This window comes from Oceanicola sp. 502str15, assembly GCF_024105635.1.
Taxonomy (GTDB): Bacteria; Pseudomonadota; Alphaproteobacteria; order Rhodobacterales; family Rhodobacteraceae; genus Vannielia.
Genome location: NZ_WYDQ01000002.1, coordinates 146,200 through 159,162 on the forward strand (window position 1 = coordinate 146,200; position 12,963 = coordinate 159,162).

The 12,963-nt window shown below is 63.3% G+C and carries 10 protein-coding genes and 1 pseudogene; 3 read left to right on the forward strand and 8 right to left on the reverse strand.

From position 1 onward, the window contains the following. Positions 1-60: 60 nt before the first annotated feature. Complete coding sequence (locus tag GTH22_RS21740; protein WP_252947813.1) at positions 61-1,239, reverse strand: ABC transporter substrate-binding protein; 1,179 nt, start codon at positions 1,237-1,239, stop codon at positions 61-63. Positions 1,240-1,458: 219 nt separating this feature from the next. Here GTH22_RS21740 and GTH22_RS21745 point away from each other — a divergent pair, with 219 nt between their 5' ends. Continuing rightward, positions 1,459-2,232 (forward strand): enoyl-CoA hydratase/isomerase family protein, encoded by a 774-nt coding sequence (locus GTH22_RS21745; RefSeq protein ID WP_252947814.1) that lies wholly within the window; start codon positions 1,459-1,461, stop codon positions 2,230-2,232. A gap of 4 nt (positions 2,233-2,236) precedes the next feature. On the opposite strand, the gene GTH22_RS21750 is transcribed toward GTH22_RS21745, so the two are convergent. Continuing rightward, positions 2,237-3,028: an SDR family NAD(P)-dependent oxidoreductase gene (locus tag GTH22_RS21750; RefSeq protein ID WP_252947815.1), complete on the reverse strand. Its 792-nt coding sequence runs from the start codon at positions 3,026-3,028 to the stop codon at positions 2,237-2,239. Between the two features lie 12 nt (positions 3,029-3,040). Then, positions 3,041-3,367, reverse strand: a complete 327-nt coding sequence (locus GTH22_RS21755; RefSeq protein ID WP_252947816.1) for an NIPSNAP family protein — start codon at positions 3,365-3,367, stop codon at positions 3,041-3,043. A gap of 224 nt (positions 3,368-3,591) precedes the next feature. Between GTH22_RS21755 and GTH22_RS21760 the strand changes: the two are divergent. Next, positions 3,592-3,963 (forward strand): annotated as a pseudogene (locus GTH22_RS21760) (hypothetical protein); the annotation flags it as partial. 4 nt (positions 3,964-3,967) lie between these two features. On the opposite strand, the gene GTH22_RS21765 reads toward GTH22_RS21760, so the two are convergent. The 4 genes from GTH22_RS21765 to GTH22_RS21780 all read right to left on the reverse strand — a co-directional run bounded on the left by GTH22_RS21765 (position 3,968) and on the right by GTH22_RS21780 (position 9,666). Next, a complete protein-coding gene (locus tag GTH22_RS21765) occupies positions 3,968-5,983 on the reverse strand; it encodes a type IV secretory system conjugative DNA transfer family protein (protein ID WP_252947872.1) in 2,016 nt (671 codons plus the stop codon). A gap of 8 nt (positions 5,984-5,991) precedes the next feature. After that, the gene (locus GTH22_RS21770; protein ID WP_252947817.1) at positions 5,992-8,319 is read right to left on the reverse strand and encodes a relaxase/mobilization nuclease domain-containing protein; all 2,328 of its coding nucleotides are present in this window, start codon (positions 8,317-8,319) and stop codon (positions 5,992-5,994) included. Next, entirely contained in the window at positions 8,306-8,899 is a 594-nt protein-coding gene (locus GTH22_RS21775) for a transposase (protein ID WP_252947818.1), read from the reverse strand. The genes GTH22_RS21770 and GTH22_RS21775 overlap by 14 nt, the downstream gene beginning before the upstream one ends. A gap of 560 nt (positions 8,900-9,459) precedes the next feature. Further along, a complete protein-coding gene (locus GTH22_RS21780) occupies positions 9,460-9,666 on the reverse strand; it encodes a hypothetical protein (RefSeq protein WP_068117809.1) in 207 nt (68 codons plus the stop codon). A gap of 150 nt (positions 9,667-9,816) precedes the next feature. Between GTH22_RS21780 and GTH22_RS21785 the strand changes: the two genes are divergently transcribed. Beyond that, entirely contained in the window at positions 9,817-10,842 is a 1,026-nt protein-coding gene (locus GTH22_RS21785) for an IS110 family transposase (protein ID WP_252947819.1), read from the forward strand. Positions 10,843-11,593: 751 nt separating this feature from the next. On the opposite strand, the gene GTH22_RS21790 is transcribed toward GTH22_RS21785, so the two are convergent. Further along, entirely contained in the window at positions 11,594-12,523 is a 930-nt protein-coding gene (locus GTH22_RS21790) for a DUF2493 domain-containing protein (RefSeq protein ID WP_252947820.1), read from the reverse strand. Positions 12,524-12,963 lie beyond the last annotated feature (440 nt).

A 12,963-nucleotide genomic window follows, 5' to 3' on the forward strand; every position in this document is an offset into this window, starting at 1 on the left:
CCGGCCAAGATCAGGCCAAGTTGCGGGGCGGCAGGCCGCCGCCCCGGCGAGAAGACCGATCTACTCCGGACAGGCCGTCGCGATGTCTTCTGCTTCGAACTTCTGCAGGATCTTCATCTCGTAGGGCTGGTCGCCGCTGCCGGCAGCCGCTTCTGCGATGAAGCTGGGATGCTGGGACTGGTTATCACAGTCGCGCATGGTCCGCGTCCCGAGGATCGAGCCATCCCAGGTGTGTCCGCTGAATGCCGCCATCCAGTCCTCCGGGTTCCAGGACCCTGTGGAATCGACGACGTCCATCCACCATTTCAGCCCGTCATAGGCGTCGCCCGCCAGCTGCGAAGGCAGCGTGCCGTATTTTTCCTTGTATGCGGCGACGAATGCCTTGTTCGCCTCCGTATCGATGCTGGGATCATAGCGAAGTGCGGTAGCAACGCCGATGGATGCATCGCCCGCACCGGCTGCAACGGTGGTGTCCACCAGGTTGGGACCGACGAGCTTCACGCGCTCAAGAAGACCGATCTCGCCCGCCTGCTTGATAAAGGCGATCGAGTCGCTGCCGCCGGTGCCGATATAGGCTGCCTCGGCGCCGGAGCCGTTGATCTTGTTGACGATCACCGAGAAATCGGTCTCCCCGTAGGAAGGGAAATCCTCGCCCACCGCTTCGGCGCTGCCCGCCAGCTCGCCCTTTGCGAATTCCCATCCGGCCCGTGCCACGGCGTAGTCGGATGCGACACCATAGATTTTCGACGGCTCAAGTTGCTCCAGATAGCGCGCGGCGACAAGCGCGAGCGTGTCCCCGGAGGAGGCCGTGCGGAAGGTGTAATCGTTGCCGTTTTCGGCTGTAATTGACGGATCGGAAGACAGCGGCACAAGCATCGGAACCTTCCGCGCGCCAGATACCTTCATGATCGCGAGTGTTTCACTGGACCCGACCGAGCCCACCAGAAACTGAGCGCCGCTCGACATGACCTGCGTGGCCTTTTGAACGGCGACCTGCGGCTTGCTTTCGGTGTCTTCCCAGGTGATCTCGACCGGAACGCCCAGCAGCATGCCGCCGCGTTCTTCGATCGCAAGATCCATCCCCTTTTGCGCATCTTCACCAAGAACGCCCAGCGGGCCGCTCAGCGCCAGAAGACCACCGATCTTGAAGGTCTCCTGCGCATCCTGCGCGGCCAACGGAGCGGCGCCCACGGCAATGGCAAGGCCCGCAACTGCGCCGGCCTGTAGTAGTCTCAACATTCCCATTCCTCCCAAATCTGACCGCACCGGGTCTAGCCGACTCGCGGCTGCCCCGTCCCGATCTCGAACGCATTCTTTCTTGCACCCGAGGCAACAAGCGTCAACATTAACTTTTCATTACTGAAGCTACATTCACAATATTGAATGATGTCGGTACTTCATCTAGCTTCTGTCGAAATCGGAGAGTCGCGCTACACTGCGAACATGAGGGAGACGTAAATGTATGATTTTAAAACTATAAGTGTGACGACAACCAACGGCGTCGGACAAATTCTGCTAGATCGTCCGCCGGTCAACGCAATGAATCGCGTCATGCGAGATGAATTGGTCACCGCATTTGCAACCCTGGGCGGCGACACGGCAGTCCGCGCGATTGTCCTGTCAGGCAACGGCAAGATGTTTTGTGCCGGAGCCGACCTCAAGGACCGGCCCGACACTTCGCATCCTGGCGCCTATACCGACCACAACCTGAGCGTCCGCACCTGCTTCAACAGCGCTATCGAATGCCCGAAACCGATCATCGCCGCCCTGAACGGTGCCGCCATAGGCGCGGGCCTTGTTCTGGCAACCTGCTGCGACATCATCGTTGCGCAGGAAGGCGCCTGGGTCTCTATGCCGGAGGTGGAAGTCGGGCTGGCTGGCGGGCCGCGCCACATGATGCGCCACTTCCACCAGTCAGACGCCCGGCTGATGATGTACACGGCCCGACGAATCTCAGCGCCGGATCTCTATCGGATGAACGTCATCTCCGCCTGCGTCAGCAAGGATGAGCTTTCCGACTACGCAGCAGGACTGGCCTCCGAAATTGCCTCAAAAAGCCCCTCTGCCGTGCGCGCCGCGAAAGAGTCGTTCATCCTTGGTGAAGACTTGCCACTGAACGAAGCCTATCGCCATGAGCAGACCCTTACCGAGGCCCTGTCGGCCGGCCCTGATTTTGCCGAAGCGCAGGCTGCATTCCGTGAAAAGCGCCCGCCGGTCTTTGGCAATGACTGATCCCTCAGCGATGCCCGCTCCCCCCGCCGGTGGCGGGCATAAGCGACAAGGTCTGCCCACCATCGACATTCACGTTCACACCGGTGATCTGTGAGGACAACGGCCCAGCAAGGAAGAGAATAGTATTCGCGACCTCTTCGGGCAGGCCGATCTTACGCAGAGGAATGAAGGCCTCGCGGCGTCGGCGGTTCTCCATCTGGACGGGGTCGGTTTCGTCGTTGAACGCAGACGCGGTCATACCGGTGAAGGTCGGACCAGGAGAGACACAGTTGCAACGAATGCCGTCGGATCCCCATTCCAGCGCCATCTGCCGTACAAGCATGACCAACGCAGCCTTGCTGGGACTGTAGGCCCCTAGACCGGAAGACGGCTGATCGCTTGAAATTGAAGCCGTTGCGACAATCGTCCCACCCGAAGCCGACAGCGCGGCATGCGCCGCCTTCCCAAGAAGCCAGGTCGGGCGCGTGTTGACGTCAAAAGCGAGCTGATACTCTTCCATGTCCAACGCCAACAGCGACGACGGCCGCAAGAGACCCGCATTGCTGACGAGACTGTCCAGCCCGCCCAAGACGCCAACGGCCTCCCGGACGATCCGCTCCGGTACTGCCGGATCGGACAGATCGGAAGCGGAACTCCAGACTTTTGTGCCCGCCTTCGAAATGGCCTCGACGGTCTCCTCCAGAGCCGACGCATTCGCATCGGTCACAAACAGCGCTGCATCTGGAAACAATTCCGCAGCCCGCAACGCGACAGCACGACCGATCCCGCTGGCCGCACCGGTTATCAGCATCCGCATGAGAAACTCCCGCTACTTCAGCTTCGAGAATGCTGTCGGCGACAGGATCTGATTGCTGACCGAGGCGACAATGGGTCCGTTCGCTTCAGATGCCGCTTTTGCCTCGGCGTATTCGGGGCTTTTTGCGAATGTCGCCCAAAGCTGCTCTCTTGCAGCAAGCGACTCCCAACGCAGCATGTAGTAAAGGTTGTTCGTCGAAGCGCCGATTTGCGTCGTCCAGAATCCGACCGGTTCAATCCCCATGCTCTCCCAGATCGGAACGGTATGGTCCCTGAACCGCGCCAGCACATCGCCCAGCCGCCCCGGCATCGCCTCGTATATTCTCAGTTCAAATAACACCGCACCCTCCCTCAAATCAGTGGCGATTGATCGCAGAGCGCGAATAGCAGGATTGTTCCGTAAGTTGAATAGAAATTTCCATTTATGAACGCATTTCGGCCGCTCGCTTCCATGGTCGGCTCGTTTTCGATAAGTGCAGGTTGTCTGCTCCGGTGACCTTACAGCTGTCAGGTGTTAATGATGTGACCGCCCCCGAAGGCATCGATGTGCCTAGGTGAGTTACGGAAGCGCGGATGCAGAATATGGGCCGCCGCGAGTATGCGCAGGTGCTGCGCCTGCTGGAGACCTTCGAGCTTGCCGACGAGCATACCGCCTTGAAGAAGGCCCTGAAGCTGGGAGCTGTCAGCTTCGACGCTGACGAACACCTTGTGCTTTGCGACGTCGAGAGGCGACCACCGAAGCTTGACCTCGACGTCTACCCCTACCTGCCACGGGCCAACGTGGGGACCACCTCGGCGGCAAGCTACATGGCCCTGCCGTCGGGGGACGCGGCATGGCCCATCGGAAATTGGGCAGGCCAAACACTCCTGGCTGTTCAGGTGAACGCGCTGCGCTCAAGGTACGAGTTCACTTCGCACTATCGGCCGATCGAATAACGGCTTAGCCAAGCCCACCCTTCTCGCCCGCCTCACCGACATGTTGTTCCGAACCGGACATCTCCGCCTCCAGCCGCTCAAGATCACTCACCGCGTCCTGAACCCGGACGACGTCGTTTTCGGTCGGAACGTTCACCTCGAGGTCTGCTTGCCGCCCGAAATCCATCTCGAACTGCCGCTGATCGTCCGCGAGGACTGCGGCACGACCGCGCCGAGGCGCTTGAGCCGGGCCGGGCTCAATGGGTGCATTTCCTCCGGTTTCCGTAAGTCCCATCCTGGCCTCGAAATCGCGTTCCGACAGACCTGACCCCCGCGGCGCCGTGGGCATTGCCCGGACACTCAGAGGCAATTCCCCCATCGGAGGGACCGGCCCCGTCGGGAAGGGCAGATCCCCCTCCTGCGCCGCGTGAATGCCCTTGAAGAACGGATCCTCGAAATACACCACCCGCTTGGCCCGGACCGGCATCTGCGCGTCCACGACGACGACGATATCGTCAAGAGGCAAGCGCCGCGCCTCGTCCTCGGGCAAGAGCGAGACCTCTTCCGTCCTCTCAGACTGGCTGCGGCCTTCGAAGGGGTTCTTGCCGACCGCGCGGGAGCGCGTGACGACGGTTTTGGTGGTCTTGCCCACGGCCTTGCTCAGCTCCTCGACGGTCTTCTCGTCCGAAGGCGTGAGGTAGAGCTTGATCCCGGCGTTGCCCTGCAAGGCCCGTCGCGTGTTTTCGCCGTAGATTTCATCGATGGCCGGGATGGTCTGGGTGACCACCGCGAGGTGCCCGCGATAGGCGCGCAGCACCTCGATGCTCTCGGCCACGATCGGCATCTTTCCGAGCCGGTTGAACTCGTCGAGCATGATCATCACCGGCCAGGGCTCGTCCGGACCCGGCTCCTTGTCCTGCAGAGCCGAAAGCAGGTCCGAGAAGAAGAGCCGGATCAGCGGAGCCAGCGGCTTCACCATGAGGGGTTGAACGACGAGATAGACGCTGAAGGGCTTCTTGCGGATCGTCCGGAAGTCGAAATCCGACACGGCCGTCGCATCATCAATGGCCGGGTTCTGCCATTGATCGAGACCCGAGGTCATCAGGAGCGAGACATAGGAGGTCAGCGTGTCGTTGTTGGTCGAGGCCAGCCGCGTGAAGATCAGCCGCGCCGCGGCGTTCTGGACCTCGTGGGCGCGCGCCAGATATTCCTTCTGCTTCTGACCACCCGAGGCGGCGATGCGATAAATCTCGCCGAGGGTCGGTCGGCGGCGTTGAAAGGCCAGAAGGCCGGCGGCCACGAAAAGATCGATCCCGCCTTTGAGGAGGCCCTGCACCCGGTCGTTGTCGTTCTGAAGGAAGAGCGTGGCCAGAAGCTGCAGCTCCATCTGCTGGCGGGCCGGGTCCTTGAGCTCGAAGATACGCAAGAGCGGATTGTAGCGATGCGTCCGCCTGTCCTCCCAATCCGTCGGCGCGAACCGGAACATCGCGTCGCCCTGCGCCGCCCTGTGGCGGGCCGAAGCCTCGAAACATTCGCCTTTCACGTCCAGGACGACCGCAGAACCTTGCCAGGTCAGCAGGTTCGGGATGACGAATCCGGTGGTCTTGCCACGCCCGGTCGGGGCCACGATCAGCGCGTGTGGGAAGGTCCGGGAGCAGAGGAACGGGGCGCGGGATGTGGGCTTTCCCAGCTTGCCGATGATGAAACCCGTGCCCGGTGTGCCGAAAAAGCCATTCCTCTTCATCTCGCGGCGGGTCTGCCAATGGGTGTAGCCGAACCGGGTGAGCGCCGAGCCGGACATGGCAAGGCTCATCATGAGGCCCGCCACCCCCGCCCCGCCCATGATCAGGTTGATCAGGCGGAAATCATCGGGACGGGCGGCCCGTATCACGAGATAGTTCTCGGCGATGTGGAAGAAGTCGATCTCGGCCCGGAAGCCCAGATTGCGGAAGGTGATCACGGCCGAGGCGATGACATAGCCGATCGCGATGGCGACGAGCGTGACCAGCACCACACCGACGGCGAGGCGGCCTTTCCCCATCCCTCCCATCAGTGGGTCTCCCCACGCTCGCTCTCGCCATCGACAAGATCGGCGCGGTGGAGTTCGAACTCGCGTTCGGCGATCTCTTCGACCACGGCGCGGGTCGCCTCGCTGTTGGCGGTCGCCGCATCCGACTGCAGATAGGTCTTGGCGGCGTAGAGCCGGTCGAGGCGGTCCTCGATTTGCGTCTCCAGCACGTCCGCATCCCCGTCCCGCAGCCGCTCGATCTGCGCCGCGTCGAGATCCCTCTCGACCGCTTCACGGTAGGCCAGGCGTTGACCCTCATCCTGGAGCGGCGAGTGCAGGTTGCCGGCCCGTTCATGGTCGACGACCCGCCGGATGTCCGGATCGGCAATCGGTGCGCCCTCGACAGCTTCCCCCTCGCGTGCGCCCGAAAGCCGCCCGTCGCGCAGGTCGAGCGCCACCTTCCGGAGCTCGCTTTCGCGGCGGACCTGGTCGATGGCCTCGCTGTCGCGCCGCTCGATGACGGAAGCATAGGTCGCGCCAAGCCCGCGGGCTAGATGCGACGGCATATCGGGATAGCGCGCGCGGAACTCTTCCGTGACGGCATCCGCAACGGGGGTCCGTGCGTCGCGACCTTCCATGATCCGGTCAACCTCGCGCGTGATCTCGCGGGCCCGGGCCTCGTCGGTGATCCGCTCCCGGTAGGGTTCGGACCGGTCGATCACGTCGCCCGGGCGCGCGAGCAGTTCCGGATGCGCATCGAGGTAGTCGCGCTGCTCCTCCTCGATCCGCCGCTCCGCCCGGGAGGCGATCTCCCACTCCCGCGCCTCGATCTGGTCCTCGGTCAAGCCTTCCGAACGCATGTCCTGGCGGATCGCGCGCCCCATGTCCTCAGTGGCGTCCCGATGATAATGGACCCGCTCCATCACCGTGCGATCTTCCACGACACCGTCCTCACGCAAGACCCCCGCCCGCTCCAATGCGACGCCGAGCTGGACATGGGCCCGGTTGAGGCTCTCGCGCGCCGTCTCCAAGTCCGCGCGACGCTCGAGGTTGAGACCGTCCCTCTCGGCCACCCGCGCCAGATCGTCGGCGATCCATTGCTGCTCGAGCGCGGCGTTCTGCGCGCCGGTTTCCATCCGGGCGACCACCACGGACGAACTTATCCCGGTCCCGCGCAGCGCGGTATCGACCTGCGCCCGCACCTCGGGGTCGCGCAACCGGTCGAGCCGGGCCGCATCGATATTCGTCTCGGAATAGACCCCGCCCTCCGAGGGCTTCTCGGTCAATGTCATGGAGCGCAGCCCCAAGGGCTGCATATGCGCGAGCCGCGACTGGATCTCGTTGAGGCTGCGCTCGAGCCTCGGCCGTTCGGCCTCCGGCTTCGCATCAATCATGCCCTGGACGCGCGCGACCTGATCGGCATAGCGGGTGCGCAAATCCTCGAACGATTGCTCTTCTGCCATGTAGACGCCTCCTTCCAAATTCAGCTTGCCGCCCTTGGCCAGTAGCTCTCCCGAGCGGAACAGCGCATCGGCGATGTCTTCGCGATTGTCCGAGGAGGCCTCAGCGGCAAGCGAGTGATAGATGATCCGGGTATTGGCAATCTCTGCGAGCGCCCGGTCGAGATCGGCCCCGACCCGTGGCCGCGTCTCCGCAACCCGCCCCTCAACCTTGGCCGCATAGACCTCGCGGGTGCGCGGCGGATAATGCACAACGCCCCGATCCAGCCGCCGCGTGGCCTCCAGACGCACGCCGAATTTCTCGGCTTCCTCGACCATGGCGAGGCGGAAATCGTCGTAGTTGAAGCGGTGGTCCCGGCCCAGAAAGAAGAACTCACCTTCCTGCGACCGGCGATTCAAAACTATATGTGCGTGGGGGTGATCGCGATCCTCATGGACCGCGATGATGTAGTCGAAATGCCCCTCGTCCGACTGGAAGAACCGCTCCGCGACATTGGCGGTGATGTCGCGCACATCCTCGCCCCGGGTGCCGATCGGATAGGACATGAGCATATGCGTCGTCTGTCCGAGCTTGGGCTTGAACCCCGCACTCCAGCGCTTGGCGAAGCGGTCGGTCAGGTCCTTGATCTCCGACCCTTCGAGTTTCGTCTTCCCGTCCAGGAAGCCGCTGCTGTCCACGATATGCGAGGACTTGGTGGTGAGGTAATCGAGCTGGTTCATGAGCTGCGATTTGGTATGCGTGCCCCCGCCCCGGATCGCCTTGAAGACCGCTGCACGATGCCCCGCCGCCGCCCGCACGAGCTGCCTCTGCCGGGACGCCTGCAGCCCCTGCATAGAGCCCCGGATGCGGCTCCATCCGTCCCGGAAGATCTCTCCGGTGACGTCATGGACGGCATCATTCAGCCGCATGGGCGAACTCCCTCAGCGCGGCGGTCGCAGATAGCTGCATGGCATCCCGGCGGCGGCGCAGCAGCAGGTCGATCTCATCAGCGGAATCAAGGATGAAACGGGCCAGACCGCGCATCTGCGCGAGGCGCAGTTCGGACAACTCGGCGTTCGGTGCGGAGCCTTCCCCCTGCCCCGTGCGGCTGGCTTTCATCATCTGCTTGGCGATCTGCACGACGCCGTTGCCGACCTCGTGCAGGGAGGCCCGGTAACGCGCCATCTCAGCCGCCAGCTGCGCGTCCGGAACGAAGGTTCCGCCCGCCGCCTGGATCAGCCGCCGGACCCCCTCCGTGCGGGTCTCGATCCCCGCCGCGGACAGCACCTCATCGAGCGCCGCGAGCTCTTCTGGTGTCAGCTTCACCGTCACCGCGGCCGTCGCCATGGCCGCATCCTTCTGGCGTTCTTCGTCCGCCTTCAACGTGTACTGGATGGTCCGCGGCGTGACCCCGAACCGCTCCGCGAGCACGGAAGTCCCTACACCTTCTCCGGCCTCACGGACAATCTCCGCTCGCTCCGTCTGTGTCAGTCTCTTGGTCCGGCTCATACGAAGAAAGCACCCCTATTTCCTGCCACCTTCATTCAAGGTCGCCCTCATCATACGAAACTATATGTTACGGTCAATGCAATATTATCGTAGACAGCCGCCAGGCGACCTTGAATTCCGCATCTCGCCGAGCACCGCAGGGGCGAGGTCCGGCCCAAAGGGCCCAGGAAAATCGGCCATCTCCAACCGCACACCGGCCACCTTTTGTCATGCCCGCGCCCGAGGTTCAGGTCGAACACGCATGTGTTCGGACGGAAGCGAGGGGCGGCGCATGATCTCCCCGACGGGGCGGGCGGTCAGGGTCAAGGGCGGCCAGATTTGTCCCGCCAAATCTCTGCCGGAAAAACCGGCGGGCGCAGCCCGACTGTTATTCCGGATGGCCCCCTTGAGGCTGGCCGTCAGACCTGTTTCAGAGGCCCTCTCATATTCCCTTCAGGACCGCTTGCGGTCCTGACACCTTCCCGGGGACGCCGGCCGAAGGGAGGGGTTCCCGATCTTGGCGCAGCCTTCCCTGGAACGGGGAAAGGGCCGCCCGGGGGCGGCCCATCCTCATCAGAGGATTACTCCTGCGGTTCCTTCGAGCTCGGCGGGAACATCACCAGCTCCTGGACTGCGACGGGGAAGTCCAGCTTGAGGCTGAAGAACTCCGAGCCGTCCCCGTTGCGAGTGTTGCGGAACATCGCGCCGACGCGCTGGAAACGGGTGCGTTCCTTGCCGTCGCTGTCGGTGAACTTGACGGGAACGGTGGCGACGTAGTGGTTGGTCATTTGGGTCTCTCCTTTTTGCGATGGGGATCGACCGGCTCGGGGGACAAGGGCCAGCCGCAAGGGCAAATGCGATGGTGTGGACGCCCCCGCCCGGCATCGCAATGTGCCAAGGTGGCGATGTCAGAAGTCGAACTGGGTTAGGAGGAAACCATGCAAGACGTTCATATCATTGGACTGGATATCGCGAAAAACTCATTTCATGCACATGCTGCCGCAGTCGACGGAACTGCGCTTTTTAGCAAAGCTCTTCCGAGGGGTCGGGTATTGAAAGTGCTCGGCAAGCTGCAGCCTTGCATCGTTGCCCTCGAAGCTTGTGCCGGGGCGCATCATTGGGGCCGGGAGATCACGGCCCTCGGCCATGACGTTCGGCTAATCCCACCACAATATGTCAAACCGTATGTGAAGCGACAAAAGAACGATGCCTCTGATGCCGAAGCCATCGCAGAAGCAGCCTCTCGCCCTTCCATGCGCTTTGTCGCCGTGAAAAGCCCTGAACAACAGGGGCAAGCGATGGTGCTGAAGGTGCGCGACCTATTGACGGCGCAGCGCACTCAAACGATCAACGCGCTCCGCGGACATCTTTCGGAGCACGGGATTGTCTCGCCAAAAGGCCCACAGCATTTGCCGCGCCTGGAAGACGAGATGAATGCTTGCGAAGATGACTTGCCGCACACGGTCATCTCGGTTTGCCGCGTGCTCTTCGAGCTTATCGGCTCTCTTTCCGAGCGCATAGAAGCTCTATCGTTGCAGCTGAGGCAGGTCTCCAAGCAAGACGATGTCGCAAAACGTCTAATGACCATGCCGGGGATTGGCCCTGTGACGGCAGTTTCGCTGTCCGTTCTGGCACCGCCGCCCGGAACCTTCTCGAAAGGGCGAGATTTCGCCGCCTGGGTAGGTCTCGCCCCGCGCCAGCACTCAACCGGAGGCAAGACCAAGCTGGGAAGAACGTCGAAGATGGGACAGCGCGATCTCAGGAGGCTGCTGATTATCGGCGCGATGTCTACGATCCAATCCGCCGCGCGGCGGGGCGGGGCGCCCGAAGGATCATGGCTTGCCCGCATGCTCGCCCGCAAACCGAAGATGCTCGTGGCTGTTGCCTTGGCGAACAAGATGGCGCGCATCGCCTGGGTCCTGATGACCCGAGGCGGCGCTTACGAAACCCCGGCGCGCGCCTGAGTGCGGTGGGGCCCAAAGGGAAGCGGCAGTTCTGAGCGGAGGTCATGGCAAAGCGTCGACGAGATCAGGAATAGGAAAACCAGTGACCCTCCCGGAGGCTTAGACCCCGCAAATGCGTTTTGGACCCGTTCCTCGAACTCACCATGAGGGCCCGCAGCGAAAACTGCTGCATAAGGAGGCCGGATACACGGAAGAACTCGACCGCTCCACCATGTCCAACCGGAAGAAATCGCTTGCATCCCTGGGGGCGTCCATACACGGAGGGTCCGCGCCCACGTGGAAGCCGTATTTGTCCTTGCCGAGGCAACGCCGAGGGAACGGGCGGCCCGACCCCGTGCGATCCACATCTCTGCGCAAGGAGGGGAGACCAGGATGTACCTCTTGCACCCAAGACGCCATCGGTCCTGTCGAGGTCTGTCCCACCTGATGTGCCTTGAGCCGCTACCCTCCAACGACCTGGCCAGAGGCTTCGTCGTCACTCGAGCGGAAAGGTTGTGGTCGTTAGCCGCGCACGATCTCGTACCGCGATCAGGGACAGCGATGGCTGCCTGTCCGGGGGCCCAGGTCCTTCCGCCGGGACGTACGGTCGTTAGCTGGCGACCTGGTCGGTGCGCCCTCCCCGCCCCAGCAATCTACACCCGCAAGGGCCGATCGGCGGAGGTTGGGCGCCCAGGAAGGCGCTCCCGAACGACTGGGAGCACCTACCGGATGGAAATGAGGAAATGGCCGCCCGAAGGCGGCCTCCTCTGTGTTACTTGTCCGCTGACCTCTTCGCCGGATCCGCGACCCGCATCACCGTCAGCCCCTTCGCCTCGGCCTTCTGCCCGAGGTTCAGCGCCACCCCGTTTCCGCCGAAGAGCACGACGCCTGCGGCGGCGAAGCGATCGTCCAGCATCTCGTCGTTGCACTTGAAGGGTGCGGCGCGGCCATGGGCGGACCAGCGGGGATCGAACCGCGCCTGCGCGACGCCGCGCGCCCGGGCCCAGCGGGCCGCGATCATCTCGGCGCCATGCTTGCCGCCCTTGTGGCAGAGGAAGATCTCCTGGTTGCGGCTCTGGCGGATCCGCTCCCGAACCTTGTCGAGCGACGAGAAGACGAGATCGATATCGGTCCAGTCGGTGGCGCCCGAGACGATCAGGGGAAGCCCCTCAACCTTCGATCGGGCGGCTGTCTCCCGGTCATGCTGCTCAAGGAGTTGCCGGGCCTCGAAGACGGCACCCGTCTCCTGGGCGCGAAGGCTTGCCCGGGATCCCGCGGCCGGGATGAAGGCATGCCCGGTCTCGACCTCGTAGCACTCCGCCGCCGCGTCGCTCATCACCTCGATGGCGGCCACGATCTCCCGCAGATGCAGGAAGCGGGCCTGCGCCTCCTCCAGCGATGTTTCCGCGATCTCCGATCCGTCGTGGCACTTGGCCAGCGCCCCGATCTTGTCGGCGGTCCGGTCCAGCTCCTTCGTGAGAGCAACCTTGCGCCGCTGCAGGAGCGTGGCGAGCCCATGCGCGAGCGGTTCGATCTCGATCTCGAGGCCGGTGCTGTGCAGCTGACCCAGCAGGGCCTCGAAGGTCTCGCGAATGATGGCGTCCTTCAGAACGGCATCGTCAGGGATCGGCAGGTCGGCATCTTTCTCGGTCAGCCCGAAAAGTTCGATGGTGTCGTAGGCGGAAGCCTGGTCGTAAGCCATGGTCGTTTCTCCAGATGTTCGGGGACCACCACGTGAGTGTGGTGGCATGGCCGAATGTCCGGTGTCCAAATGCGGTCGGGTCAGGGACGGCGCAGCCGCCGGCTCCGCCGGGCGCAAAAATTTTCCGTGCGCGTCTGTCGAGACGGGCGCAACGGTCCGCACTGGACCAACGCTGCCGCGCGCACCCCCCGCGCCGAAAAGTTTTGCGATCCTTGACGCGGGCGGATTTGGGGGCCATCCGGAGGATATGCTGCCACGCTCATGTGTGTGTGAACTACAGCAGGTTTGCCCGCCGCGAGCAGGCAAGGGGCGCGACCGGACGCGGAAGACGGATGAAGTGGCGGGATCGTTTTGGCCCCCGGCCAAAACAGACCAGAGCGCAATCCGGCGGAGCGGCCGAGGCGCGACCTGCTCGCGAGACGGGCAAACCGGGAGGCCGG

What these genes read in the sequence shown, in the direction of transcription:
- GTH22_RS21750 (WP_252947815.1), bottom strand. Translation starts at nt 3,028, where the DNA reads ATGCGGATGCTGATAACCGGTGCGGCCAGCGGGATCGGTCGTGCTGTC.
- GTH22_RS21770 (WP_252947817.1), bottom strand. Translation starts at nt 8,319, where the DNA reads ATGCGGCTGAATGATGCCGTCCATGACGTCACCGGAGAGATCTTCCGG.
- GTH22_RS21745 (WP_252947814.1), top strand. Translation starts at nt 1,459, where the DNA reads ATGTATGATTTTAAAACTATAAGTGTGACGACAACCAACGGCGTCGGA.
- GTH22_RS21780 (WP_068117809.1), bottom strand. Translation starts at nt 9,666, where the DNA reads ATGACCAACCACTACGTCGCCACCGTTCCCGTCAAGTTCACCGACAGC.
- GTH22_RS21765 (WP_252947872.1), bottom strand. Translation starts at nt 5,983, where the DNA reads ATGGGGAAAGGCCGCCTCGCCGTCGGTGTGGTGCTGGTCACGCTCGTC.
- GTH22_RS21790 (WP_252947820.1), bottom strand. Translation starts at nt 12,523, where the DNA reads ATGGCTTACGACCAGGCTTCCGCCTACGACACCATCGAACTTTTCGGG.
- GTH22_RS21785 (WP_252947819.1), top strand. Translation starts at nt 9,817, where the DNA reads ATGCAAGACGTTCATATCATTGGACTGGATATCGCGAAAAACTCATTT.
- GTH22_RS21740 (WP_252947813.1), bottom strand. Translation starts at nt 1,239, where the DNA reads ATGTTGAGACTACTACAGGCCGGCGCAGTTGCGGGCCTTGCCATTGCC.
- GTH22_RS21775 (WP_252947818.1), bottom strand. Translation starts at nt 8,899, where the DNA reads ATGAGCCGGACCAAGAGACTGACACAGACGGAGCGAGCGGAGATTGTC.